The sequence below is a fragment of the Pseudomonas sp. BNK-7 genome (assembly GCF_048072025.1).
Lineage (GTDB): Bacteria > Pseudomonadota > Gammaproteobacteria > Pseudomonadales > Pseudomonadaceae > Aquipseudomonas > Aquipseudomonas danubii.
Window position 1 is genome coordinate 4,691,360 of sequence record NZ_CP182252.1, and the last position, 24,584, is coordinate 4,715,943.

General features: G+C 65.2%; 20 protein-coding genes. 15 read left to right on the forward strand and 5 right to left on the reverse strand.

Features of this window, described 5'->3' with window-relative positions; translation table 11 throughout:
* Nucleotides 1-79 precede the first annotated feature (79 nt).
* Nucleotides 80-400: a DUF883 family protein gene (locus ACMGF8_RS21290; RefSeq protein ID WP_102863467.1), complete on the forward strand. Its 321-nt coding sequence runs from the start codon at nt 80-82 to the stop codon at nt 398-400.
* Nucleotides 401-456: 56 nt separating this feature from the next.
* On the opposite strand, the gene ACMGF8_RS21295 is transcribed toward ACMGF8_RS21290, so the two are convergent.
* A complete protein-coding gene (locus ACMGF8_RS21295; protein ID WP_102863466.1) occupies nt 457-1,494 on the reverse strand; it encodes an Ldh family oxidoreductase in 1,038 nt (345 codons plus the stop codon).
* 290 nt (nt 1,495-1,784) lie between these two features.
* Between ACMGF8_RS21295 and ACMGF8_RS21300 the strand changes: the two genes are divergently transcribed.
* Nucleotides 1,785-2,786, forward strand: coding sequence for a FecR family protein (locus ACMGF8_RS21300; RefSeq protein WP_102863465.1), 1,002 nt, complete (start codon nt 1,785-1,787; stop codon nt 2,784-2,786).
* A 52-nt stretch (nt 2,787-2,838) separates the two neighbouring features.
* Here ACMGF8_RS21300 and ACMGF8_RS21305 read toward each other — a convergent pair whose 3' ends face one another.
* Nucleotides 2,839-5,172 carry an acylase gene (locus tag ACMGF8_RS21305; protein ID WP_207165914.1) on the reverse strand — a complete coding sequence of 778 codons (2,334 nt, stop codon included), beginning with the start codon at nt 5,170-5,172 and terminating at the stop codon, nt 2,839-2,841.
* A gap of 465 nt (nt 5,173-5,637) precedes the next feature.
* Here ACMGF8_RS21305 and ACMGF8_RS21310 point away from each other — a divergent pair, with 465 nt between their 5' ends.
* Nucleotides 5,638-6,018: a fe2+ zn2+ uptake regulation protein gene (locus tag ACMGF8_RS21310; protein ID WP_207165915.1), complete on the forward strand. Its 381-nt coding sequence runs from the start codon at nt 5,638-5,640 to the stop codon at nt 6,016-6,018.
* A gap of 17 nt (nt 6,019-6,035) precedes the next feature.
* Here the strand turns inward: ACMGF8_RS21310 and ACMGF8_RS21315 are convergent, their stop codons facing one another.
* Complete coding sequence (locus ACMGF8_RS21315) at nt 6,036-6,224, reverse strand: hypothetical protein (RefSeq protein ID WP_042941707.1); 189 nt, start codon at nt 6,222-6,224, stop codon at nt 6,036-6,038.
* A gap of 205 nt (nt 6,225-6,429) precedes the next feature.
* Nucleotides 6,430-7,344, reverse strand: coding sequence for a LysR family transcriptional regulator (locus tag ACMGF8_RS21320; RefSeq protein ID WP_102863462.1), 915 nt, complete (start codon nt 7,342-7,344; stop codon nt 6,430-6,432).
* Nucleotides 7,345-7,462: 118 nt separating this feature from the next.
* Here ACMGF8_RS21320 and ACMGF8_RS21325 point away from each other — a divergent pair, with 118 nt between their 5' ends.
* Nucleotides 7,463-8,458, forward strand: a complete 996-nt coding sequence (locus tag ACMGF8_RS21325; protein WP_207165916.1) for an aldo/keto reductase — start codon at nt 7,463-7,465, stop codon at nt 8,456-8,458.
* A 48-nt stretch (nt 8,459-8,506) separates the two neighbouring features.
* On the opposite strand, the gene ACMGF8_RS21330 is transcribed toward ACMGF8_RS21325, so the two are convergent.
* Nucleotides 8,507-9,043, reverse strand: coding sequence for a hypothetical protein (locus ACMGF8_RS21330; RefSeq protein ID WP_102863460.1), 537 nt, complete (start codon nt 9,041-9,043; stop codon nt 8,507-8,509).
* A 99-nt stretch (nt 9,044-9,142) separates the two neighbouring features.
* Here ACMGF8_RS21330 and ACMGF8_RS21335 point away from each other — a divergent pair, with 99 nt between their 5' ends.
* The 11 genes from ACMGF8_RS21335 (at nt 9,143) to ACMGF8_RS21385 (ending at nt 24,565) form a co-directional block, all read left to right on the forward strand.
* Complete coding sequence (locus tag ACMGF8_RS21335) at nt 9,143-9,361, forward strand: hypothetical protein (protein ID WP_207165917.1); 219 nt, start codon at nt 9,143-9,145, stop codon at nt 9,359-9,361.
* A 137-nt stretch (nt 9,362-9,498) separates the two neighbouring features.
* Nucleotides 9,499-11,493: a methyl-accepting chemotaxis protein gene (locus ACMGF8_RS21340; protein WP_207165918.1), complete on the forward strand. Its 1,995-nt coding sequence runs from the start codon at nt 9,499-9,501 to the stop codon at nt 11,491-11,493.
* Between the two features lie 79 nt (nt 11,494-11,572).
* The gene (locus ACMGF8_RS21345; RefSeq protein WP_207165919.1) at nt 11,573-12,028 is read left to right on the forward strand and encodes an SRPBCC family protein; all 456 of its coding nucleotides are present in this window, start codon (nt 11,573-11,575) and stop codon (nt 12,026-12,028) included.
* A gap of 85 nt (nt 12,029-12,113) precedes the next feature.
* Nucleotides 12,114-13,865, forward strand: coding sequence for a copper resistance system multicopper oxidase (locus ACMGF8_RS21350; protein WP_207165920.1), 1,752 nt, complete (start codon nt 12,114-12,116; stop codon nt 13,863-13,865).
* Nucleotides 13,855-14,784 carry a copper resistance protein B gene (locus ACMGF8_RS21355; protein ID WP_207165921.1) on the forward strand — a complete coding sequence of 310 codons (930 nt, stop codon included), beginning with the start codon at nt 13,855-13,857 and terminating at the stop codon, nt 14,782-14,784. The genes ACMGF8_RS21350 and ACMGF8_RS21355 overlap by 11 nt, the downstream gene beginning before the upstream one ends.
* 155 nt (nt 14,785-14,939) lie before the next feature.
* Nucleotides 14,940-15,389, forward strand: a complete 450-nt coding sequence (locus tag ACMGF8_RS21360) for a DUF411 domain-containing protein (protein ID WP_102863455.1) — start codon at nt 14,940-14,942, stop codon at nt 15,387-15,389.
* Nucleotides 15,386-15,823: a YqaA family protein gene (locus ACMGF8_RS21365; RefSeq protein WP_102863454.1), complete on the forward strand. Its 438-nt coding sequence runs from the start codon at nt 15,386-15,388 to the stop codon at nt 15,821-15,823. The genes ACMGF8_RS21360 and ACMGF8_RS21365 overlap by 4 nt, the downstream gene beginning before the upstream one ends.
* Nucleotides 15,824-16,324: 501 nt before the next feature.
* On the forward strand, nt 16,325-17,893 hold the full coding sequence (gene glgA, locus ACMGF8_RS21370; RefSeq protein ID WP_102863453.1) for a glycogen synthase GlgA: 1,569 nt from the start codon (nt 16,325-16,327) through the stop codon (nt 17,891-17,893).
* Between the two features lie 14 nt (nt 17,894-17,907).
* On the forward strand, nt 17,908-19,704 hold the full coding sequence (treZ, locus tag ACMGF8_RS21375) for a malto-oligosyltrehalose trehalohydrolase (RefSeq protein WP_102863452.1): 1,797 nt from the start codon (nt 17,908-17,910) through the stop codon (nt 19,702-19,704).
* Complete coding sequence (malQ, locus tag ACMGF8_RS21380) at nt 19,701-21,782, forward strand: 4-alpha-glucanotransferase (protein WP_416757052.1); 2,082 nt, start codon at nt 19,701-19,703, stop codon at nt 21,780-21,782. Before treZ ends, malQ begins: the two co-directional genes overlap by 4 nt.
* Complete coding sequence (locus ACMGF8_RS21385; RefSeq protein ID WP_416757053.1) at nt 21,779-24,565, forward strand: malto-oligosyltrehalose synthase; 2,787 nt, start codon at nt 21,779-21,781, stop codon at nt 24,563-24,565. Before malQ ends, ACMGF8_RS21385 begins: the two co-directional genes overlap by 4 nt.
* Nucleotides 24,566-24,584 lie beyond the last annotated feature (19 nt).

Below are 24,584 nucleotides of genomic sequence, written 5' to 3' on the forward strand. Positions count from 1 at the left end.
CTGCTATCGACTTGGGCAATACGCCTGATACCGCAGGCGTGCCCTTGCACCACCGACCACATTTCCAAGGAAAAACTTCATGGCTCGCAAATCTGCCGCGCAAGCGGAAAACGATCAAATCAAGGACCAGGCCTTCAGCGAACTGCAGGCGCTGATCGAAGAATCGGAAAAGCTGCTCAAGGGCAGCGCCAGCCTGGTAGGCGAAGAAGGTGAGAGCTTGCGCCAGCAAGTGAGCCTCAAACTCAAGCAGGCGCTGGACTCGGTGAACAACGTGCGCGAGCGCAGCAAGCCGGTGGTGGATGCCACCGAGCAATACATCGGTGGCCACCCGTGGCAGACCGTGGCCATCTCCGCCGGCGTTGGCCTGGTGGTCGGCCTGTTGCTGGGCCGGCGCTCGTAACCGCCCCGCTCGCTCCAGGGCCAGGCGCGCCAGTGGCGGCCTGGCCTTTTTTCGTTTCAGGCCTGCGCCAGCGCCCGCAGCTGTTGCAGTTGCTCCACGCCAATGGCGATTCCCTTTTGCAGCGAACGCTCGCGCTGCTGATGCCGACGATCCCCCGGTAGGCGCTTGAGTCCCACCGCGTGCATCTGCCGCACCAATTCCTGGCTGCGCTCGGCGAAGCTCTGTCCGGCGGCCTTGCTCGGGTCGATGACGATCAGCAACTGCCCGGTCCAGGGCGTCTTGGCACCGGGATGGTTGGACCAGTCGAACTCGAAGGAGAAGTGACCTCCGGTCAGGGCCGCGGCCAGCAACTCCACCATCATCGACAGGGCCGAACCTTTGTGGCCGCCAAACGGCAGCAAGGCGCCGCCTTCGAGAATCGCCTTGGGGTCCTGGGTCGGCTGCCCCAGGCTGTCGACGCCGATGCCAAGGGGCAAGCGCTCGCCCTTGCGCGCGGCGATCTGCACATCGCCGTGGGCGATGGCACTGGTGGCCAGGTCGAAGACAATCGGCTGGCCCTGGGCCTGGGGCGCGGCGAAGGCAATCGGATTGGTGCCGAACAACGGCCGGTCGGCGCCGTGAGGCACGACACAGGTCATGCTGTTGACCACGCTCAGGGCCACCAGCCCCTCTTCGGCAAAGGGCTCGACATCTGGCCAGAGTGCGGCGAAATGGTGCGAGTTACGGATCGCCAGCACCGCAATCCCGGCGTTGCGGGCCTTGCTGACCAGCCGCTCGCGAGCGGCCGCCAGGGCCGGTTGGGCAAAGCCGTTGCCAGCGTCGACCCGGACAAAGGCCGCCGCAACGTCTTCCACCACAGGCACCGCCCGACCATCGACCCAGCCACTGGCCAGGGTCGAGACATAGCCGGGGATACGAAACACACCATGACTCTGGGCACCGTCGCGCTCGGCGGCGGCGCAGTTCTCGGCCAGGCAACGGGCCACTTCGGCGCGACAGCCATGACGCAGGAAAATCGTCTCCAGCAACTGCACCAGGGCCGGCAGAGAGAGGTATTCGCAAGGCGTTTCAACATCCAGGGACGATGCAGACATCTGAAGCTCCAGAGTAATTATTGGAGGGGGCGACAGCGTGTGACCCGGCGATTAAACAACGCTGACTGTTGGCCCTGTCAACCCGATCCCATGGCTCGCAAGGAAGGTGCCAGCGTTGCTGGCCAACCGACACGGCCGTCAGGCATGCCCATTTGTAGACACTTTGGATACATAGCGGGTTTTCAGGGCATGGCCGATGAAAATAAGTTCACTTTGATGCGCATTAGCCATGACGGCTGTTCTACAAGCCTTGCGCCGGAGGGTAGAATGCGGGAAATCAGGAAGAGTCAATGAGCGAACAGATCCTCTCAGAAGCCGAATACGACGCCATTACCCAAGCTGCCGCGCAATGGTGCATGCGTTTGCATGAAGCCGACTGCAGCGATGCGGAGCGTCTGGCCTTTCAGCAATGGCATGATGCCGACCCCCTGCACGCTTTCGAATACGAGGCGATGCGGGAGATATGGGAAGTGGCCGATCAACTGCCACCCTCCACTCTGGCGCCGGCTCCGGTCAAGCCTGCCCCCCGGCGCACCTGGCAGCATTACGGCGCGGCCGCGGCCGTCGCCCTGTGCGCCCTGCCCCTGGCCGCCTACAGCGGTTGGGAACTGGGCTGGCTGCCATCGTCCTACGAGCATTTCGAAGCCGGCGACAGCCTGCGCAACGTGACCCTGGCCGACGGCAGCCAGGTGGAACTGAACCTGGGCAGCAGCCTGACCTACAGCAACTACAAGGATCAGCGCCGGGTCACCCTGAAGAAGGGCGAGGCGTTCTTCAAGGTCAGCCACGACAGCAGCCATCCGTTCGTGGTCAAGGCCGCCCAAGGCCAGATCAAGGTCACCGGCACCCAGTTCAACGTGTGGATGTATGAGGATCAGGTACGGGTCACCCTGCTGCAGGGCTCGGTGCTGGTCACCAGCAATACCGCGCTGCCCGGCGAAGGTTTCCGCCTGGAACCGGGCATGCAGGCTCACTACAAGGATGGCGATTACGCGCCGCAGATCAGCCAGACCTACAGCAACGACAGTTCACTGGCCTGGCGCAACGGCAAACTGGTGCTGGACAACCTGGCCCTCAGCGATGCCCTGCCACTAATCAATCGCTACCTGGACACTCCGGTGCAGCTGGCCGACAGCTCGACCGGCAAGATCCGCGTGGGCGGCATCTACAACACCCGGGAAATCAGGAGCCTGCTGACTTCGTTGCCCAAGGTGCTGCCGGTCTACCTGACGCGCAATCGCGACGGCAACCCGGTGATCAATTCGTTGCCCCAGTCCCCGCCAAAAAGCTGAAGGCCGCCCCGTTACGGGGGCGGCCTCGATTCCAGTCAACCTCTGACACCCACTACTTGGCCAATGGCTGCGAATCCCGGCGTGGCTCCTGGATCAGTTGCGACTGATACTGGCCATCGGCGCGGATCTGCGCCTCGGTAAAGGGCAGCACACTCCACTGATTCCGGGCAAAGGCCTCGGTCTGGTCGCGAAAGTGTGGCGACGCCGGATCGCTGGACAGGGAAAACGCCAGCAGGCCCAGGGCCCGCGGCCCCTGCTCATCGAAACTGACCACATTCAGGTAGCTGGTGCCGCTCACCACCTCGCGCTTGCCATCGGCACCCGGCACGCTCTGGATAGCGTTGTACACCCCCAGGCTTTCCGGGCCGCCAGGCACCGGGGTCGGCCGCCCGCCCTGGCTCACCTGCTGGATATCGCCCCAGCGCACATCGGCGCCCAGCCCGGCCTGCGCCACTTGCTGCGCCGAGGCCAGCATCGCCTCACGCAGGGCCTGGGCCACTGCTGGACGGCTGATGGCCAGGCCCCGTGGCGTGTGCTGCGGGTCCTTGGGGTCGAAGGCGACACGCCAGATATCCGGACGCTGCAACAGCGGCTGCATGATGCCCTGGAAATGCACGAAGCCCAGGCCCGTCTGCAACCCGGCGCTGCGGTCCCAGGACTTGAGGCTGGCGCACAGCGCGGCCAGTCGCTGGGCGTCGGGGCCCAGGTCCTGCGCGCAGAATTGCAGCAGGTCCGGCATCACCTGACCGGCCAGGTACACCTGATCATCGGTGACCATATGCTGCAGATCGCTGACCTGGGCCTTGGGCATCCGGCTCAAGCGATCCAGGGCGAAACGCGCACGCATCTTCAGGGGTACGTCCTGCTGGCTGATCACCGGCGAGAAGCCCTGCAGCGGCGCCGCCGGGTTGACCATCCAGGCCGAGTCATTGGAGTGCTGCAGGTAATCGTTGCGCGCCAGTTGCGGCAATTGGCCAGCGGCAAAGATCCCCGGCTGGGCCGCCGCCGGGTCGATGTCCCAGGCGCAGGTGCTGCGGGAACCATCAAGGACGATGACCTGGGTGCCGACCCGCGGATCGCTGCACTGGGCGAGCTTGGCCTGGGTGACGTTGGGCACCACCGACTGGTTCATGTACAGCGCACGGCCCTGGTCATCTGCCGCCAGGGTGTTGACCCAGGGAATGCCCTGCAGCTGATGCACGCTGTCTTGCAGGCCCGTCACGCTGTCGGCCTGGTTCATCGCGTACCACTGGGCCAGCACCCGGGTGTTGTCGAGGTTGGCATCACGCAGGCTGTAGGCATGTTCGCGGTCCCAGTCCAGCTCCCCCGGCCACTGCACCACCGGGCCGAAGACCGAGCTGTAGAGGGTCCGCGACTCGCTATGCAACTGGCCATCCGCGCCTTTGACCTGCACCGTCACGGTCTGGCGCTCCAGGGGTTGCGAGCGGCCATCGAGCAGATAGCGGGTCGGGTCCTTGGGGTCCAATTGCAGGCGGTACAGGGTGAAATGCTTGGACGCATCCACCGTGTGGGTCCAGGCCAGGTGCTGGTTGAAGCCGATATTGATCAGCGGCAGGCCGGGCAAGGCGGCCCCCATCACATCCAGCTGGCCGGGGATGGTCAGGTGCATCTGATAGAAACGCATGGCGCCGCCCCAGGGGAAATGCGGGTTGGCCAGCAGCAGACCGCGACCGTTGAACGAACGCTCGCTGCCGATGGCCACCGCATTGCTGCCACGGTCCAGGGCGAAACCTTGCTGGCGGGCTGCCGCCAGTTGCCAGTGCCCCTTGCTCAGTGCCGCCTGGGCCGTGACGCCCGGGGGCGTGGCTCCCGCCAGGGCCTCGGCGAACTGCCCGGCGCCGCCTTCCACCAGCAGGCGCCGGGTCAGCTTCACCAGGTCCGAGGTGGCCAGCGGCCGTACCCAGTCACCCTGGCACTGCTCGGGCAGCCCCCGAACCCGGCGCTCCGCCAACTGGCGGTTGTAGCCCTCGACATAACCCTGCATGCGCTCACGCACCGCCGGGGTCTGTGCCTGCCAAAAGCCGGCCACCGCCTGGGGCGTGTTCAGCCAACTGAAAAACACATCGCTGCTCAGGTTGTCCCGCTGCTCCAGAGTCTGACCTTCGGCACCGAAGTACCTGGCCCGCTCGGCGTTCACCGTCAGCACTTCATTGGCCATCAGGCACAGATTATCCTGGGCATAGGCGTAACCGATGCCATAACCCAGGCCGCGCTCGTCGCTGGCACGGATATGCGGGACACCAAAGCTGGTGCGGCGAATCTCGGCACGGGTCGGTTCGGGCTGCGCCTGTGCATGGGCACCGCAACTGAGACTTAGAAACAGGGCTGCAAGGCAAAAATGCGGTAACTGCCTGGAAATGATCACGCCGACTCCTGATGCAAAAATACAGAACCAGGACTGGTGTGCAGGAAGGGTTTGGCAACGCCGCCAGTCTGGGAATCCGGCCGCGCACGGATCAACCGACGCCTGCCTGCCCCTATGGACGAATGGCCGCTGAAAAAATTACCCCCCGCAGGACAACACCGACCTGGCGATGACAGGTCAGTGACTTGATACCGACAATTTTTCTACATCCCGGGCTTCATGATTCGCCGTGCTCGTTCGTCTAGTTACTAGGATCTGTACGAAAGCTCACCGAGCAAAGATCAGGCAAGGCAAAAACAGGCGAGGAAGCGGAGTGTAGGGACCTACATGAGCATTCCGAGCCTGTTTCTACGTCGCGCCGAAGGCGCGAAGTGCGCAGCATGATCGAAGCGCAGGTCGTTTTCGGACAGAACCTAGAGCACCCATCATTCTTTTCCTGATACGGCTCTGCTAAGGAGTTTTTGCATGTACAACCCGCAACTGCCAATGGACGGCATCACCGTGAACAACACGCCTTCCCTGAATGCCGGCGCCGGTGTCTTCGGCAAGAACGCCGAGCGCAACAGTAACGAACGGATCAAGCAGCTGCTGAAAAGCTTTGGCCTGCGCACCAGCCTGATTCGCCTGAAAGTCATCGACGCCCTGCTCACCGCCGCCCAGAGCGAGCGTTCCCTGGGTGTGCGGGGGGTCCACAGTCACCTGCTGGAACTGGATATTCCGCTGTCGTTTCTAAGCGTGCGGGAAGTCTTGAAGCGCCTGTGCAGCGAGGGCGTGCTGACCCTCAACGCCGACAAGAGCTACAGCCTGCACCAGCAGGCTGCGGCGGTGCTCGACGGTCTCTCCTGAGACGGTCGAGCCACGGCTCAGGGCTTGACCTTGCGGCGCATCACGCCATTGATCACCACCACGACCACCGCCACACCAATGGCGATGTACTGGAACAGTTTTTCACTGATGACGCCGTGGTTCTGCAGGTAGGAAAGGCCAAGCATGATCCCCAGTACCACCAGGGAAATCAGGATCGAGTATTTCAAGCGTTGTGACTGGGTCATTGCGGGGTCCTGAAGCTGAAAATGTATCCGCCGTGTATCAAGAACGATGCCAAGCACCTACCCGGATTCGGGGATGCGCCGGGGAAATCGGGGTCACATGGTACAGGCGCGAAAGAGATTTTTCTCCTTCATCGTCCTGTCGAGCTCCCTGTGCCCCAACCAACGCCCGCCCTGCCGCGGGCGTTCTGCTGTCTGTGGCCCGCCTTCAGGGGCGCGAGGTGCCATTGCCAGGGCGGGCGAACAGCTCCAGCAACCAGTCGACGAAGACCCGCACCCGGGTCGACAGATGACGCTGGGGCGGATACATCGCGGTCAGCGGTAGCGACGGCACCGGAAAGTCCTCCAGGACCTCGCGCAAGACCCCGGCCCGCAACTGTCGGGCTACGTTGTAATACGGCGTCTGCACCAGTCCGTAACCGGCTTCGCAGGCCGCCAGGTAGCCGTCGGCGCTGTTGACCGCCACCTGCTTGGGCAACTCCATCGGGCGCAACTGACCATCGATGTAGAACTCCAGGCCATAACGCTTGCCGCTGACACTGGAGAAATACTCCACCATCCGATGCCCTTGCAGGTCGGCCAGCGATTGGGGCGTTCCCTGTTGCTGCAGGTAGCCCGGGCTGGCGCACGTCACTTGCTGCAACTGCACCAGCGGCCGGGCCACCAGGCTGTCATCCAGGGTCGGGCCGCCCCGCAAGGCGCAATCCACGCCCTCACGGATCAAGTCCACGGGACGGTCATTGAGGCCGATCTCCAACTCGATCAGCGGGTAGCGGGCAGAAAACTCCGGTAACGCGGGAATCACGATCAGCCGACCGATGCCCACCGGCATATCGATGCGCAAGAGCCCCCGAGGGTTGTGCCGGGTCACGGAAAATGCCGCTTCGGCCTCCTCCAGGTCCGCCAGCAGGCGCACGCAGCGCTGGTAATAGGCGGCGCCGTCCAGGGTCGGGCTCACCTGACGGGTGGTGCGGTGCAGAAGCTGCACGCCCAGATGAGCTTCCAGTTGCTTGATCAGGATGGTGACCGAAGCCGCCGGCATGTGCAGATCCTCGGCGGCCCTGGCAAAGCCGCCCAGCTCGACAATCCGGGTGAAGACACGCATGGCATTGAAACGGTCCATGAAACAGGCTCACGATTATTTAGATAATGATAATAGTGATAGCGCTTTTAGCCTGTTTATACAGTTTTTGTCGAGTAGCACACTGAGCACTCTTTCCCCCTCATCGGAGTATTGAGCGATGCACACTCGACAACTGGGCCATCAGGGTCCGCAGGTTTCCGCCATTGGCCTGGGCTGCATGGGCATGAGCGATTTCTACACCACCGGCAACGACCCCAAGGAGGCCGTCGCCACCCTGCACCGCGCCCTGGAACTGGGGATCAACCTGCTGGACACCGCCGATATGTACGGCCCCCACAGCAACGAGGAACTGATCGGCCAGGCGATTCGCGGCAAGCGCCAGCAAGTGTTCCTGGCCAGCAAGTTCGGCATCGTCCGCGATCCGGGCGATGCGCAGGCTCGCGGCGTCAACGGCCGTCCCGAATACGTGCGTGCCTCCATCGACGGCAGCCTGCGGCGCCTGGGCGTGGACACCCTGGACCTGTATTACCTGCATCGGGTTGACCCGGACGTGGCCATCGAAGAAACCGTCGGCGCCATGGCGGAGCTGGTCCAGGCCGGCAAGGTGCGCTATTTGGGCTTGAGCGAAGCCTCGGCCAGCACGCTTGAGCGCGCTCATCAGGTGCATCCCATCAGCGCCCTGCAAAGTGAATACTCGCTGTGGAGCCGGGATCAGGAAGACAACGGCTGCCTGGCCGCCTGCCAGCGCCTGGGAATCGCCTTTGTCCCCTACAGCCCGCTGGGCCGTGGCTTTCTGACCGGCGCCCTGAACAGCCCGGAGGACTTTGCCGCCGACGATTTCCGGCGTTCCACCCCGCGTTTCCAGGGCGAGAATTTCCAGCGCAACCTGCAACTGGTGAAGCAGGTGCAGCAACTGGCGGCGGACAAACAGGTCAGCGCCGGGCAACTGGCCCTGGCCTGGGTGCTGGCACAGGGCGACTACCTGATCCCGATTCCCGGAACCAAGCAACGGCGCTATCTGGAGGAAAACGTGGCAGCGCTGCAGATCCGCCTGAGTGCTGCGGAGCTGGCTTCGCTGGAGGGCATTTTCAGCCCGCAGGCCACCGCCGGTCTCCGGTACACCGAGGAGGTGATGGCGCTGCTGGATCGCTGACGCAAAAAACGCGGCGCGGGCTCGGCAAGAGCGCGCGCCGCGGCTGGATCAGGCTTTGGCGGAGACGTTCTTGTCGGTCACCGTAGTGCCGTTGCCCTTGCCATAGTTCTGCAGGCTCTGCAGAACGTAGATGGCCTTCTTGTACTCGGGAACCAGGTAGTTGGCGTACTTGTTGCCCTTGATGTTGTTGTTCTGGATGTCATCGAGCTTCATCGCGAAGTATTCCAGGGCATTGAACGGCTCATCCGGGTTCTTCGGAATGCCGAAACGGTCGAACTTGTCGCCGGCGTTGATCAGGTTCAACGCGGTGATGTCGGAAATCAGGCCGTTGTTCTTGAGGAAGGTACTCATGCCACCCAGGGATTTGGTGGTCACGTTGGTCGGGTCGAAACCCTTGATCTGCTTGTGAAGCTTCAACTGGTCCATCTTGCGGATATCCAGCACGGTGGGGTTGCTTCCCACCAGGCTCAACATCTGCCGTACCTTGGCACTTTGCGAGACCGGCTTGGAGGAACCGCTGCCACCGCCGTCCTGCACCAACAGACCCGCCTTGCTGGTCCAGCCTCCAACGTATCCGATTGCCATGCTGACACTCCTGTAGTCCGGCTTGCCAATCCTCCTGTTCAGCCTGGCCCAGAGAGGACCGAAAAAGTCTTATCTGGCGTCTGAAACTGGGTGCAAGCCGTGTTGAATCATCTGAATGGGCGCAAGTATCAACGCCAGGACGACCTCCCAACAACGCTTTATTTCCACAAATTACAATTTCTGTACAAACTCGACACAATTAGCCAGAAGGCCCGATTTAAGCGGCGCCGGCTGTTTGCAGCACCCGCAAACCGCGATCTTTTCCTGCTGGCGATCGAACCGTTCAGCGGCTGCCTGACCCTCCTCTGTGTCACCTGAGACACTTTTCAACGACATCGAAGTTTTTTTTGGACGATCGTACTAAAGAGCAGAAAAACCGCGCCGACATCCTGAGGATGCCCCGACAAGGCTCCCCCTCTCCAAATAATAAAAAACGCTCGGTAAGGACAGGTCCCATGCCCGCTTTGCGCACGATTCAAGCCCGCTACACGCTCTTTCTGGTCCTGTTCATTGTCCTGATGCTGGTACTCACGGTCGTGGGCATCAGCCAAATGGTGGCGCCCAAGCTGCGCCATACCGAGGAACAGGTGGTCCTCAATCGCATCGCCGAAGTGGCGCAGCGCATCCAGGGCGAGTTGAACAAGGTCCAGGCCCAGCAACGCAGCATCACCCAGACCGTGCCCCTGCTCGACAGCGACAGCATCGACAAGGTCCTGCCCGGCCTGGTGGACCAGTACGGCGAGCAGAAGGTCTTCGGCGGCGGAATCTGGCCCCTGCCCGGCCAGCGCACTCCGGGGCGCAACAAGCACAGCACCTTCTGGCACCGTGATGCGTCGGGCAAGCTGGTGGTCAACACCTTCTGGAACAGCGACCCGGCCCCCAACTACTACGACCAGTCCTGGTACAAAGGCGGCCTGCAGAGTGCTCCCGGCCAGTGCGCCTGGGCCGCGGCCTACAAGGACGACGCCAGCGCCGAGCCACGCACCAACTGCGCCATGGCCATCCGCCGCGACGGCCAACCCTGGGGCGTGGCCACCATCGACGTCACCCTGGGTTTCTTCAACGACCTGGTGGCCCGCCAGGAGAAAGAGCTCGACGCCCAGATGCTGATCGTCGAGGCCGACGGCAAGGTCATCAGCAACAGCTCGCGGATCAATGGCCCGATCGTGCTGAAGAACATCCGGGAACTGGCCGCCGGCTCGCCCTTCGCGGCCCAGGTGCAGAGCGCCCTGGAACGTCGCGACAACAGCGCCCAACGTATCGAGTTCGATAACGCCGGGGTGCCCAGCACCTTCTTCATGCGCGCCATCGAAGGCACCCCCTGGTTCCTCGCCAGCGCCCTGCCCACCCAGCTGATCACCGCCCAGCGCGACGATGTGCTGAGCACCCTGAGCCTGTTGCAGATCCCCATGGTGATCCTGCTGGTGCTGCTGCAGGTCTATGCGATCCGCCAACTGGTGCAGCGGATGAAGATCCTCAAGGGCAATATCGATGCCCTGGCCACCGGTGACGCCGACCTGACCCGGCGCATCGTGATCCGCGCCGAGGACGAACTGGGGGCCATCGGGCACTCGGTCAACCACTTCATCCAGTACCTGCAGAACATGATCGGCGAAGTCACCCAGGCCACCGAAGCCATGGCCGGCAGCCTGGCGCAGTTGCAGCAGACCTCGGCCCACAGCCAGCAGATACTGATGCGCCACGCCTCGGAAACCGACCAGACCGTGACCGCCATCACCCAGATGAGCAGCACGGCCGACAGCGTCGCAGCCAACGCCGCCCAGACCGCGGACTTCACCCGGCGCGCCAACGAGCATGCCGAACACTCGCGGGTGGTGGTGGGCGAAGCCTCCGGCAGCGTGATTGCGCTGATCGACGAAGTGGCCGATGCCACCCACAAGGTCGAGGCCATGCAAGCCGACGCCCAGCGCATCACCGAGATCCTCGGGGTGATCGGCGCGATCGCCGGGCAGACCAACCTGCTGGCCCTCAACGCCGCCATCGAAGCAGCCCGGGCCGGGGAACAGGGACGCGGCTTTGCCGTGGTCGCCGATGAGGTCCGGGCCCTGGCCGCGCGGACCCAGGACAGCACCTCGCAAATCAACGAAATGCTCAGCCGCCTGACCCAGGGCGTGAGCTCCTCGGTCAGCGCCATGGAAAACACCCAGGCCAGTTGCCAGTCCGCGGCGGACGCCACGGCCCGGGTCAACAGCGGCCTGGATGAAATGGCCGACTCGGTGAACCAGATCAACAGCCTGAGCACCCAGATCGCCACCGCCGCCGAACAGCAGAGCGCGGTGACCGAGGAGATCAACCGCAGCATGGTCAGCATCCGACACATGGTCGAGGAACTGGTGGAGAGTGCCCGGGCCGGTGAAAGCAATACCCAGAGCCTGTTGCAGGCCAATGCCCAGGTCAGCCACCTGATGAGTCGCTTCAAAGTCCGCTGAACGGTCTGCCGCCGCCGCTGGCACCCCCAGGCGGCGGGACTATATTGGAGGCTCCGGTCACAAGGAAGTGGGGTGCATCATGGGTCAGCGCCAATCACATCTGCTGCAAGAGCGGCTCAGCCACGAGCTGTATATCCAGGCCGATATCGACACTGTCTATTACTACGTGACCCAGCCGGACCGCTGGCCGGAGTGGCAGCCCTCCTGCCTGCGGGCCGACACCGGCTTTTGTGGCTCGCTGCCGGCGGGTCACCGCTTCAGCGAAGTCATGAATCTCCTCGGAATACAGATCCCCATGAGCTATCGCGTGCTGAACGCGGTATTTCCCAAGGAGTTCAAGGCCGTCTTCAGCTCCGCGGCGCTGGACGGCACTGTCCATTACCAACTGAACAAGCACAGCGACGGCACGCTGTTGCGGCACACGCTGGACTATTGCACCGACCTGCAACTGAGCGGCCTGCGGGCGCGCATGGAACAGCTGTCGGCCCAGGCCCTGGACAATCTCAAGCAACATCTGGAGCATCCGGGCGACTGACAAATCTGTAATGCCCGCCTCAGTTTCCTGACAGCCAGCGCTGATTAGAGTCCCCTCCAATCCGCTGACCGACTGGAAGCCTGCCATGCCGTTCCCCCCATCAAGACACAGCCCGTCCCGCCGCACCTTCGTCAAGGCCCTGGCGGCCGGAGGCGCTCTCGCCGGTCTGGGGCTGTGGCGCAATCCGGTCTGGGCCATCAGCAGTCCGGGTCAGCCCGAGGTCGCGGCAGGCACCGATTTCGAACTGTCCATTGGCCAGTTGCCGGTGAACTTCAGCGGCCAGCCGCGCCAGGCCATGACGGTCAACGGCAGCCTGCCCGGCCCCCTGCTGCGCTGGCGCGAGGGCGACCGGGTCACCCTGCGGGTGCGCAACCGGCTGCACCAGATGACGTCGATCCACTGGCACGGGATCATCCTGCCCGCCGACATGGACGGCGTACCCGGCCTGAGCTTCGAAGGCATCGAGCCCGGCGGTCTGTATCGCTATTCATTCCCGGTCAAGCAGCACGGCACCTACTGGTACCACAGCCATTCCGGGCTCCAGGAACAACTGGGGGTGTACGGGGCACTGGTGATCGACGCCCGGGAGCCGGAGCCCTTCACCTACGACCGCGACTACGTGGTGCTGCTATCGGACTGGAGCGACGAGGCGCCGGAACAGATCCTGCGCACCCTGAAAAAGCAGTCCGACTACTACAACCGGCACAAACGCACCCTCGCTGACTTCATCGAAGACGTCGGCCGCGACGGCTGGGCCGCCACTGTGGCCGAACGCACAATGTGGGCGCAGATGAACATGACCCCCACCGACCTTGCCGACGTCAGCGGCGCCACCTACACCTACCTGCTCAACGGCCAGGCACCGGACAACCACTGGACCGGGCTGTTCCGCCCCGGCGAACGCCTGCGCCTGCGGCTGATCAATGCCTCGGCCATGACCTACTTCGACCTGCGCATTCCCGGCGTGAAAATGACCGTGGTGGCCGCCGATGGCCAGCACGTGGAGCCGGTATCGGTGGATGAGCTGCGGATCGCCGTGGCGGAAACCTTCGACGTGCTGGTGCAGCCCAGCGCCGGTGCCCATAGCCTGTTCGCTCAGGCCATGGACCGCAGCGGCTATGCCCTGGGCACCCTGGCCAGCGCCCCCGGGCTCAAGGCCACGGTGCCGCCCATGGACCCGCGCCCGTTGCTGAGCATGGCGGACATGGCCATGGGCGCCATGGATCATGGGGCCATGCCGGGCATGAACCACGGAACCATGGCCGCGATGGAGCACAACGCGGTGAACGCCGCGATCCGCCACCCGGCCTCGGAAACCAACAACCCGCTGGTGGACATGCAGACGCTGAACCCCACGCCGCGCCTGAACGACCCCGGCCTCGGCCTGCGCCACAACGGCCGTCGGGTGCTGACCTACGCCGATCTGAAAAGCACCTTCGCCGACCCCGACGGCCGCGAACCGAGCCGTACCCTGACCCTGCACCTGACCGGCCATATGGAAAAGTTCGCCTGGTCTTTCGACGGCATCGCCTTTGCCGAGGCCGAGCCCCTGCGCCTGGTGTATGGCGAGCGGGTGCGGATTGAACTGGTGAACGACAGCATGATGAGCCACCCCATCCACCTGCATGGCATGTGGAGCGACCTTGAGGACGAACACGGCCGTTTCCAGGTGCGCAAGCACACCATCGACATGCCGCCGGGCACCCGCCGCTGCTACCGGGTCACGGCCGATGCCCTCGGGCGCTGGGCCTTCCACTGCCATCTGCTGTACCACATGGAGAGCGGCATGTTCCGCGAAGTCCGGGTCGAAGAACGGGAGGTGCCCCATGCCGATTGAGACGCCCCTGCTGCCACTGCTGCCGGGCGGGCTGACCGGTCTCGGCCTGGGCATCGTCCTGCTGGCCTGGCCCGGTATCCCGGCCCATGGTCAGTCCATGCCCGGCATGGACCACGACACCCGGTCACCACAACAGATGCCCGGGCACGACATGCGCGGCATGGATCACTCAGCAATGCCGGACCTGCCAGTCACAGCCCCCTTGCAAAGCCGTACGCCGATTGCGCCGTTGACCGATGCCGATCGCCGGGCGGTCTATCCAAGCGCGGCCGGTCACGTCCTCCACGGCAAGTCGCTGAACAGTTTTTTCCTGGTGGAGCGGCTCGAATGGCAGGACGCCGAGCGCGGCACGAGCCTGGGCTGGGAGGTCAATGGCTGGATAGGTGGCGACCGTGACCGGCTGTGGCTGCGCAGCGAAGGTGAACGCACCCGGGGCGTCACTGAGCATGCCGAGCTGCAAGCCCTCTGGGGCCATGCCATCGGCCCCTGGTGGGATCTGGTCAGCGGCCTGCGTCAGGACTTCAAGCCCGGCACGGCCCAGACCTGGGCAGCCCTGGGCCTGCAAGGCATGGCGCTGTACAACGTCGAAAGCCAGGTCACCGCCTATCTTGGAGAAGGCGGCCAGAGCGCCTTGCGGGTCGAGGCCGACTACGACCTGCTGCTGACCCAGCGCCTGATCCTGCAGCCGTCGGCGCAACTCAACCTGTATGGCCGCAACGATCCGCAACGGGGCCAGGGCGCCGGCCTGGCCGACAGCGAAATCGGCCTGCGGCTGCGCTATGAACTGCGCCGGGAATTCGCACCTTATATAGGTGTGACCTGGAACCGCAGCCACGGGCGGACCGCCGACTACGCCCGCAACGACGGCGAACCGGACAACGGCGCCCGCCTGGTGCTGGGGCTGCGAATGTGGTTCTAGAACCCTTGCTGCGCGCCCGGGGCTTGGTATCAACTTGAAACAAAAGCCGTCGGCAGCTGGCAAAAAAAGCCGCAAAATGCACCACCCCCCAGCGTGTCCCCACAAGGGCCGGCCCTGCCAGCGCCCCTTATTCAACAGCGACAACGAGACTTTCGATGAAAACTTCACTGCGTCTGGCGGCCCTGTCCGCCCTGCTGATCGGCTCCCTGGCTCAGGCGAGCGAACTGATCCCCATCGACGTGCACCGCGACGCCAACTGCGGCTGCTGCAAAAAGTGGATCGAGCACCTGCAGGACAACGGCTTTGCCGTCACCGACCACGTGGAAAGCAACATGAGCGCGGTCAAACAGCGCTTGGGCGTGGCCCCGCGCCTGGGCTCCTGTCACACCGCGGTGATCGACGGCAAGTTCGTCGAAGGCCACGTGCCCGCTGAACAGGTCCTGGCCTTGCGCAAGCGCGACGACCTGCTGGGCATCGCCGCCCCGGGCATGCCCATGGGCTCCCCCGGCATGGAAATGGATGGCATGGGCGCCGACGCCTTCCAAGTCATCGGCCTGACCCGTGACGGCCAGGATGTGGTGGTAGCGGACTACCCGGCCCGTTGATCGCCAGCGCCTACCTCGGCCTGTTTCTCGCCGCCTTCGCCGCCGCCACCCTGCTGCCCCTGCAGTCGGAAGCGCTGCTGGTGGGCCTGCTGCACAACAGCCAGCTGACGGTACTCGGGCTCTGGCTGGTAGCAACCCTGGGCAACGTCCTGGGCTCCCTGGTCAACTGGTGGCTGGGGCAGCGCCTTGACACCTACAAGGAGCGTCGCTGGTTTCCCGTTAGTCCGAAGCACCTGGAGCGGGCCCGGGTGCACTACCAGCGTTACGGCCACTGGACGCTGCTGCTGAGCTGGATGCCGGTGATCGGCGATCCGCTGACCCTGGTGGCAGGCGTCATGGGCGAACCCCTCAAGCGTTTCCTGCTGATCGTCAGCCTGGCCAAGGGCGCCCGCTACGCCGTGCTGGTGTGGCTGACCCTGGGCTGGCTCGGCTGAGCCGCTGCGTGCTCAACCGGGCCTTGGGTCGCCAACAGATCCCCGGGGCCCTGCCCATTTTCGGGCAAGGCCACCAGCGATCTGCACCAACCCCTGGCGCGCCCTCACCGTTTTCGCGCCGAGGCCATTTCAGCCGCGCTCTGCTGCGGTGCACGGCCGACCTTTCGTCGGGATGGATCCGTCGCCCTGCGCCCACGCCAAATCAACGCCCCGCCCTGCCCGACGCCGCTCTAGGTTCTGTCCTAGACTGATTTTCGCATTGTGACCGAGCGGTCACTTTGGCATTGAAAAAGTCGAAACTTTTCGCGTCGGCCCAAGGTCAGGTTAAAGGTAGGGTCGCTGCCACTGGTGCATTCCTTGCAACGGCTCCTCCACCCTTTCTGCTGCAGCGCTCGAGCAGCTCAGGCTGATCGATGTGTGGCGCAATTGCGCCCGGCCACAGGAATGGCCCGACAGTAGCGTTTGAGACAGCAGAACAGATCAATAAAACGGGAGAGACCTATGATCAGCGCCGCATTGGACACTCAGGGAGAGCATCCTCAACAGCAGGCCGGTGAACGTGCCCCCCAGGCGATTTCCATCCCTGGAGGCAAGACCCTACTGCCGCTGGCTCGTCAGAATCCCAACCGCAAGCGGGTGCTGTTCGTCACTTCGGAAATCGCCGATCTGGTGAAAACCGGCGGCCTGGGCGACGTCTCCGCCGCCCTGCCCCGGGCCATGGCCCACCTGCACGATGTGCGGGTGCTGATTCCCGGCTATCCCCAGGTGCTGCACAGCGAGAACCCCATCCATATCATCGGCGAGCTGGGGGGCCACGCGGCGCTGCCGGCCTGTAAGATCGGGCGCATGGACATGCCCGACGGCCTGGTGATCTATGTGCTGATCTGCCCGGAGCTGTACGAGCGCGAAGGCACGCCCTACGGCGCCAACAATGGCCGCGACTGGCCCGACAACCACATTCGCTTTGCTCGCCTGGGGCTGGCCGCCGCCGACATCGCCGCCAACCTGGCTCAGATCCACTGGTGCCCCGACCTGGTGCACGCCCACGACTGGCCCGCCGGGCTGGCCCCGGCCTACATGCACTGGCGCGGGCAGCGCACCCCGACCCTGTTCACCATCCATAACCTGGCCTACCAGGGCGTGGTCAGCCTGGCCTCGTGCCCGGAGCTGGGCATCCCCGAACACGCCCTGCAACAGGAAGGCATGGAGTTCTACGGCAAGCTGTCGTTCCTCAAGGCCGGCATGGCCTACGCCAGCCACATCACCACGGTGAGCGCCACCTACGCCCAGGAAATCACTACCCCGGCCTTCGGGTGCGGCCTCGACGGTTTTCTCGCCAGCAAGACCCAGCAAGGCTTGCTCAGTGGCATCCCCAACGGCATCGACGAAAGCTGGGACGCCGCCACCGATGCGCACCTGTTCTGCCCCTTCAGCATGGGTGATTGGGACGGCAAGGCGGCCAACGCCGCCCATGTACGGCAGATGTTCGGTCTCGATCCCAGCAACGGCCCGCTGTTCGCCGTGGTCTCGCGGCTGGTCTACCAGAAGGGCCTGGACCTCACCGAAGGCGTGGCCGAATTCATCGTCGCCAACGGCGGCCAGATCGCCATCATCGGCCGCGGGGAACCGGAAGAGGAACAATCCATGCGCGCCCTGGCCCGGCGTTTTCCCGGGCGCATCGGGGTCAACATCGGCTTCAATGAAACCGATGCCCGGCGCATGTTCGCCGGCAGCGACTTTCTGCTCATGCCGTCACGCTACGAGCCCTGCGGGCTGAGCCAGATGTACGCCCAGCGCTTCGGTTCGCTGCCGGTGGCACGCAACACCGGCGGCCTGGCGGACACCATCGAGAATGGCGTCACCGGCTTTCTGTTCGACGAATCCACGGTGGCCAGCTACCAGGAGGCGCTGACCCGGGCGTTCAAGGTCTTCGCCTATCCAGCGCTGCTCAACGCCATGCGCTGCCGGGCCATGGCCGCCCCGTTCAACTGGTGCAAGGCGGTGGAACCCTACGCCGAACTCTACGAACAGCTGGTGGCCAAGGCCCTGGGGCAGGCCACCCGACAATAAAGGGGCCTGCACCCATGCCATCAAGCACCCTGCACAGCTGGAGCCACGGCGCAGTGATGCTGGATAGCGAGCACACCCGGTTCGCCCTGTGGGCACCGGATGCCCGTGAGGTCAGCGTTGCACTGGCGGACGGCCGGTCATTGCCGATGCGGCCCGAGGCCGACGGCTGGTTCGTGATTCAGGCCCGCTGCCCGGCGGGCAGCCGCTACCGCTACACCATCGATCGACAGATCCAGGTGCCGGACCCGGCCTCCCGAGCCCAGGACGGCGATGTGCATGGCCCCAGCCTGGTGGTCGACCACAACGCCTACGCCTGGCAGCAGCCCCAGTGGCGCGGCCGGCCCTGGCACGAGGCGGTGATCTACGAACTGCATGTCGGGGTCATGGGCGGCTACCTGGCGGTGCAGCAGGCCCTGCCGGCCCTGGTGGACCTGGGGGTGACCGCCATCGAGCTGATGCCCCTGGCGGAGTTCCCCGGCGAGCGCAACTGGGGCTACGACGGCGTCCTGCCCTACGCCCCGGAAGCCTCCTACGGTGCTCCCGACGACCTCAAGGCCCTGATCGACGCCGCCCACGGCCTGGGCCTGGCGGTGATCCTCGACGTGGTCTACAACCACTTCGGCCCCGACGGCAACCACCTGCAGCGCTACGCCAAGGGCTTCTTCCGCGAGGATCTGCACACCCCCTGGGGCGCGGCCATCGACTTCCGCCGGCGGCAGGTGCGCGACTTCTTCATCGACAACGCCCTGATGTGGCTGCTGGAGTACCGTTTCGACGGCCTGCGCCTGGACGCCGTGCACGCCATCGACGACCCGGACTTTCTCCATGAACTGGCCCAGCGGGTACGCCAGGCGGTGCCGGCGTCGCGCCAGGTGTGGCTCAACCTGGAAAACGAGTTCAACCAGGCCAGCCTGCTGCAGCAGGGTTTCGACGCCCAGTGGAACGACGACGGGCACAACGCCCTGCACGTGCTGCTCACCGGGGAGACCGACGCCTACTACGCCGACTTCGCCGACGACCCCACCGCGCAACTGGCCCGCTGCCTGAGCCAGGGCTTCGCCTTCCAGGGCCATGCCAACCGCCACGGCCAACCCCGGGGCGAACCCAGCGGCCACCTGCCCCCCAGCGCCTTTGTGCTGTTCCTGCAGAACCACGACCAGATCGGCAACCGGGCCTTTGGCGAGCGCCTCAACCAGCTGGCGCCGACCCAGGCGCTGCAGGCGGCCACGGTGTTGCTGCTGTTGTCACCGATGATCCCGCTGTTGTTCATGGGCGATGAAGTGGCGGCCCAGGAGCCGTTCCTGTTCTTCACCAGCCATCAGGGGGAACTGGCCGAAGCCGTGCGCCAGGGCCGGCGCAACGAGTTCGCCGCCTTCAGCGCCTTTGCCGACGCCGCCCAGCGCCAGCGCATCCCCGATCCCAACGCCCCCTCGACCTTCCAGGCATCACGGCCCCGCCCCCAGTCGCAACAGGCCGAGACGACCCGCCAGCTGTACCGCAGCCTGCTGCGTATCCGCCACCGCGAACTGATCCCGCGCCTGCCCGGCGCCCAGGCCCTGGATACCCGGGTACTGGCCGAAGGCGCCCTGAGCGCACGCTGGCACCTGGGTGACGGCAGCCTGCTGCGCATCGACCTCAACCTCAGCCCACACCGGGTCGAACTGGAGCCCGAAGCAACAGCACAACTGTGGTTTGAACACCCACCGCGGGCCCTTGAACACTGGCAGCAGGGCTGGTTACCCGCCTTCAGCGCAGTGGTGCAACTGCACAGCGGGCCCTGCCCCACCGCCCCCCATGGAGAACGCCGATGAGCGATGCGCAACTGGAAATACTCGCCAGCCGCGCCGGCCTGGCAGTGGACTGGATCGACGCCAACGGCCGACCGCAAAAGGTTGAGGCCCGGGTGTTACGGGCCGTGCTGGCGGGCCTGGGCCACCCTGCCGACAGCGACCAGGAAATCGCCGACAGCCTGCAGCAGTTGCATCAGCTGCAGCAAAGCCGGCACCTGCCACCGCTGCTGACCGCCGACGTCGGCCAGGGCCTGGACCTGGCCCGGTACTTCGCGCCCGGGGCCCGCTGTGCCATCGAGCTGGAAAACGGCGCACCGCTGTCGTTGCAGCTCGATGAACAGAGCGTGCTGCCAGGACAGATCCCGGTGGGTTACCACTCGGTGCGCATCGAGGAGGAACACTTCACCCTCGCGGTGGCCCCCGCACGCTGCTACAGCGTGGCCGACGCCGTGGGCCAGCCGACCCCGCGAGCCTGGGGCCTGAGCGTACAGCTGTATGCCCTGCGCCGCCCCGGTGACGGTGGATTCGGCGATACCCAGGCACTGGAAGAGCTGGCCCGGCAAGCCGCCGAGCGCGGCGCCGATGCCCTGGCCATCAGCCCGCTGCACGCCATGTTCAACAGCGATCCTGAGCGCTACAGCCCCTACTCGCCCTCCAGCCGGCTGTTTCTCAACAGCCTGTACGCCGCTCCCGGGGCCATTCTCGGCGACCGGGCCTGGCGCAGCGCCATCGAATCCTGTGGCCTTGGCCAGACCTTGCAAGCCCTGGAACAGCAACCACTGATCGACTGGCCCCAGGCGGCCCAGGCCAAGCAACAAGCACTGCGCGCCCTGTACGAAGGCTTCTGCCACGGCCAGCACCCCCTGCACGAGGACTTCGCCAGCTATCGCCGCAGCGCCGGCGAAGCCCTGGAAAACCACTGCCGGTTCGAGGCCATCCAGGCCGAGCGCGCCGCCCGCGGCGAAGACCTGGACTGGCGTCACTGGCCGCAACACTGGCGTAACCCGGCGAGCCCGGCCCTGGCCCGGTTCGCCGAGGAGCAGGCCCATGAGATCGGCTTCCATGCCTTCTGCCAGTGGCTGATCGCCCGCAGCCTGGAACGGGCCCAGAGCGCGGCCCACAGCAGCGGCATGGGCATCGGCCTGATCGCCGACCTGGCGGTGGGCGCCGACGGCGGTGGCAGCCAGGCCTGGAGCCGCCAGGAACAGTTGCTGGCGTCCCTGACCGTGGGTGCGCCACCGGACATCCTCAATCGCCAGGGCCAGGGCTGGGGCATCTGCGCCTTCTCTCCCGAAGGTTTGCAGCGCCATGGTTATCGCGCCTTCATCGAAATGCTCCGGGCCAACTTCGCCCATGCCGGCGGCTTGCGCATTGACCATGTGATGGGCTTGCAACGGCTCTGGGTGATCCCGTCGGGAGCGCCGCCCTGCGACGGTGCCTACCTGTACTACCCGGTGGACGATCTGCTGCGCCTGCTGACCCTCGAATCCCATCGGCACCAGGCCATTGTCCTCGGCGAGGACCTGGGGACGGTGCCCGACGGCCTGCGGGAAAAGCTCGCCGCCCGGGCCATGCTCGGCATGCGCGTGCTTTTGTTCGAACAGGACCACAACTGCCACTTCAAGCCGATCCTGGACTGGCCGGACAACGCCCTGGCCACCACCAGCACCCACGATCTGCCCACCCTCAACGGCTGGTGGCAGGGCCGCGACATCGACTGGAACCTGCGCCTGGGCATGGTGGATGAACAGGGCGCGCGGCAATGGCGCGAACACCGCCAGCGCGAGCGTGACGGCCTGCGCCAGGCCCTGGCCCAGGACCCACAGAACGTTCACCAAGAGGCCCACGAAGCCGACCAAGTGCTGGACGCCAGCGTGCGCTTTCTTGGTCATACCCGTGCGCCCCTGGTGCTGCTCCCCCTGGAAGATGCCCTGGGCATCGATGAACAGGCCAACCTGCCCGGCACCCTCGACAGCCACCCCAACTGGCGCCGGCGCCTGGCCAGTGCCAGCCGGCGCCTGCTGGACGACAGCGATGCCGCGCGGCGCCTGGAACTGCTGGCCTGTGCCCGGCAACAAGCCCTAGAGCGTGACCGATGAACCTGCCGTCCCTGCCCTTGCTGCGGGCCAGCCTGCGCCTGCAGTTTCATCAAGGCTTCACCCTCGACGACGCCGTCCCCCTGGTGCCCTACTTCGCCCGCCTGGGCATCAGCCATCTCTATGCCTCACCCCTGCTCCGGGCCCGGGCCGGCTCCCAGCACGGCTATGACGTGGTGGACCCGACCCAGATCAACCCGGATCTGGGGGGCGAAGCGGCCCTGCGGCGCCTGGTGGCGGCCCTGCGTCAACAAGGGATGGGGCTGATCCTCGACATCGTGTCCAACCACATGGCCGTGGGCGGCAGCGACAACCCCTGGTGGCTGGACCTGCTGCAATGGGGGCGGCTGAGCCCCTATGGCGAATTCTTCGATATCCAGTGGCACTCCGCGGACCCGCTGATGGAAGGTCAGTTGCTCCTGCCGTTCCTCGACAGCGACTATGGCGTGGCGCTGCAGGAAGGCCGCTTGAAGCTGCGCCTGGACGACGACCTGGGCGGCTTTCACGTACAGCACCACGACCATTGCTTTCCCATCTGCCCCTGGGACTACGCACCACTGCTGCGACTTGCGGAGCCGCTGGATGCCGAGTCCAGCGGCGCCCTGAAATCCCTGGCCGACGATTTTGCGGCGTTGCGCTTCAACGGCGCCGCCCATGCCCAGGCCCGGCCCCTGCAACAGGCACTGGCACAGCAACTGCGCCAGCCGTCAGTGCGCCAGGCCATCGACGCCCACTTGCAAGGCTACGACTCGCGCCAGGCCGACGGCTTCACGCGTTTGCATCAGTTGCTGGAACAACAGAGCTACCGCCTGGCCAGCTGGCGCACCGCGGCCGATGACATCAATTGGCGGCGTTTCTTCGACGTCAATGAACTGGGGGCCCTGCGGGTCGAACGCCCGGCCGTGTTCGAAGCCACCCACGCCAAGGTCTTCCAGCTGATCGAAGAAAACCTGGTGGATGGCCTGCGCATCGACCACATCGATGGCCTGGCCGATCCCCGGGGTTACTGCCGCAAGCTGCGGCGCCGGGTCGACCGCCTGCGTCCGGGCCAGCACCTGCCGATCTACGTCGAGAAGATCCTCGGCGCGGGCGAGACCCTGCATCGCGACTGGGGCGTGGACGGCAGCACCGGCTACGAATTCATGAACCAGCTGTCGCTGTTGCAACAGGCCCCCGCCGGCCAGGCGCTGCTGGCAGAGCTGTGGAGCCGGCACAGCCAGCGGTCGCCGCAGTTCGGCGAGGAAGCCCTGCAGGCACGCCAGCAGATCCTCAACGGTTCCCTGGCCGGTGACTTTGAAAACGTGGCCCAGGCGCTGCTGCAAGTGGCGCGGCTGGACCTGATGAGCCGCGACCTGACCCTGGGGGCCATCCGCCGGGCGCTGCAGGAGCTGATCGTGCACTTTCCGGTGTACCGCACCTACATCGGTGCCCAGGGCCGCGGCCCCCAGGACCAGCGGTTTTTCCAACAGGCCATGGCCGGCGCCCGAGGCCGCCTGAGCGAGACCGACTGGCCGGTACTCGATTGCCTGGAGCGCTGGCTCGGCGGCCAGGGCTGGCGCCGGCAACCACCGGGCCGGGCGCGCAAGCTGCTGCGCCACGCCTGCGTGCGCTTCCAGCAACTGACCTCGCCGGCCGCGGCCAAGGCCGTGGAGGACACCGCCTTCTACCGCTCGGCGGTGCTCCTGGCGCGCAATGACGTGGGCTTCAACAGCGAACAGTTCAGCGCGCCGATCTCGGCCTTCCACAGCGCTTGCCAGCAGCGCCTGGACAGCTTCCCCGACAACCTGCTGACCAGCGCCACCCATGACCACAAGCGTGGCGAAGACAGCCGCGCGCGCCTGGCCCTGCTCAGTGAGCGGGCCCCCTGGTATGCCCGCCAAGTGGCCAGCTGGCGGCTGTTGGCTGCCCCCTTGCACCAGCACCCCGACGCCCCTTCGGCAGGCGATGAACTGATCCTCTATCAAACCCTGCTGGGCAGTTGGCCCCTGGATTTGCGGGCCGAGGATCAGCCGGGCCTGGAGCGCTATGCCCAGCGCATCTGGCAATGGCAACTCAAGGCCCTGCGTGAAGCCAAGCTGCACAGCAGTTGGGCAGCCCCCAATCCTGATTACGAAGAGGGCGTTAAGGCGTTTGTCAGCGCGGTGCTGGTCTCGCCGCAAGGCCTGGCCCTGCGCCAGTCGCTTGCGGCGGCAGCCAACAGCATCGCCCCTGGCGGCGCCCTCAACAGCCTGGCGCAAACTTTGCTGCGCATGACCGTACCAGGGGTGCCGGACCTGTATCAGGGCAACGACTTCTGGGACTTCAGCCTGGTGGACCCGGACAACCGCCGACTGCCGGACTACCCGGCCCGGCAACGGGCCCTGGACAGCCCGCGCGATCCTCGGCAGTGGCTGGCCCAGTGGCGTGACGGACGCATCAAGCAGGGCCTGATCGCCCGCGTCCTGGGCCTGCGCGGTCAATACCCGGAGCTGTTCCAGCGCGGCAGCTACCAGCCGCTGACGGTGCTGGGGCAGGAAGCCGGCCGGGTGCTGGCGTTCATGCGTGAATACCAGGAACAACGAGCCGTGGTGATAGTGCCGATCCAGGTCGCCGGCCTGCTGGATGACAGTGCAATCCCCAAGGTGGATGCGCAGCGATGGGGCGATACCCGGGTGCAACTACCGTTCACCGCTTCGGGCCGCAACCTGAATGGACTTTTTTCAACCGGAGCAGTCACACCCCACAAGGAATTGCTGATCAGCGCCGTATTGCAAGACTTTCCACTCAACCTTTTGATCCAACATTGAGTTCAGTCCAGGAGCATTG

Excerpts from the sequence above, each read along its gene's own strand:
- ACMGF8_RS21290 (WP_102863467.1), top strand. The coding sequence starts at position 80 with ATGGCTCGCAAATCTGCCGCGCAAGCGGAAAACGATCAAATCAAGGAC.
- ACMGF8_RS21295 (WP_102863466.1), bottom strand. The coding sequence starts at position 1,494 with ATGTCTGCATCGTCCCTGGATGTTGAAACGCCTTGCGAATACCTCTCT.
- ACMGF8_RS21300 (WP_102863465.1), top strand. The coding sequence starts at position 1,785 with ATGAGCGAACAGATCCTCTCAGAAGCCGAATACGACGCCATTACCCAA.
- ACMGF8_RS21310 (WP_207165915.1), top strand. The coding sequence starts at position 5,638 with ATGTACAACCCGCAACTGCCAATGGACGGCATCACCGTGAACAACACG.
- ACMGF8_RS21315 (WP_042941707.1), bottom strand. The coding sequence starts at position 6,224 with ATGACCCAGTCACAACGCTTGAAATACTCGATCCTGATTTCCCTGGTG.
- ACMGF8_RS21320 (WP_102863462.1), bottom strand. The coding sequence starts at position 7,344 with ATGGACCGTTTCAATGCCATGCGTGTCTTCACCCGGATTGTCGAGCTG.
- ACMGF8_RS21325 (WP_207165916.1), top strand. The coding sequence starts at position 7,463 with ATGCACACTCGACAACTGGGCCATCAGGGTCCGCAGGTTTCCGCCATT.
- ACMGF8_RS21330 (WP_102863460.1), bottom strand. The coding sequence starts at position 9,043 with ATGGCAATCGGATACGTTGGAGGCTGGACCAGCAAGGCGGGTCTGTTG.
- ACMGF8_RS21340 (WP_207165918.1), top strand. The coding sequence starts at position 9,499 with ATGCCCGCTTTGCGCACGATTCAAGCCCGCTACACGCTCTTTCTGGTC.
- ACMGF8_RS21345 (WP_207165919.1), top strand. The coding sequence starts at position 11,573 with ATGGGTCAGCGCCAATCACATCTGCTGCAAGAGCGGCTCAGCCACGAG.
- ACMGF8_RS21350 (WP_207165920.1), top strand. The coding sequence starts at position 12,114 with ATGCCGTTCCCCCCATCAAGACACAGCCCGTCCCGCCGCACCTTCGTC.
- ACMGF8_RS21355 (WP_207165921.1), top strand. The coding sequence starts at position 13,855 with ATGCCGATTGAGACGCCCCTGCTGCCACTGCTGCCGGGCGGGCTGACC.
- ACMGF8_RS21360 (WP_102863455.1), top strand. The coding sequence starts at position 14,940 with ATGAAAACTTCACTGCGTCTGGCGGCCCTGTCCGCCCTGCTGATCGGC.
- glgA (WP_102863453.1), top strand. The coding sequence starts at position 16,325 with ATGATCAGCGCCGCATTGGACACTCAGGGAGAGCATCCTCAACAGCAG.
- treZ (WP_102863452.1), top strand. The coding sequence starts at position 17,908 with ATGCCATCAAGCACCCTGCACAGCTGGAGCCACGGCGCAGTGATGCTG.
- malQ (WP_416757052.1), top strand. The coding sequence starts at position 19,701 with ATGAGCGATGCGCAACTGGAAATACTCGCCAGCCGCGCCGGCCTGGCA.
- ACMGF8_RS21385 (WP_416757053.1), top strand. The coding sequence starts at position 21,779 with ATGAACCTGCCGTCCCTGCCCTTGCTGCGGGCCAGCCTGCGCCTGCAG.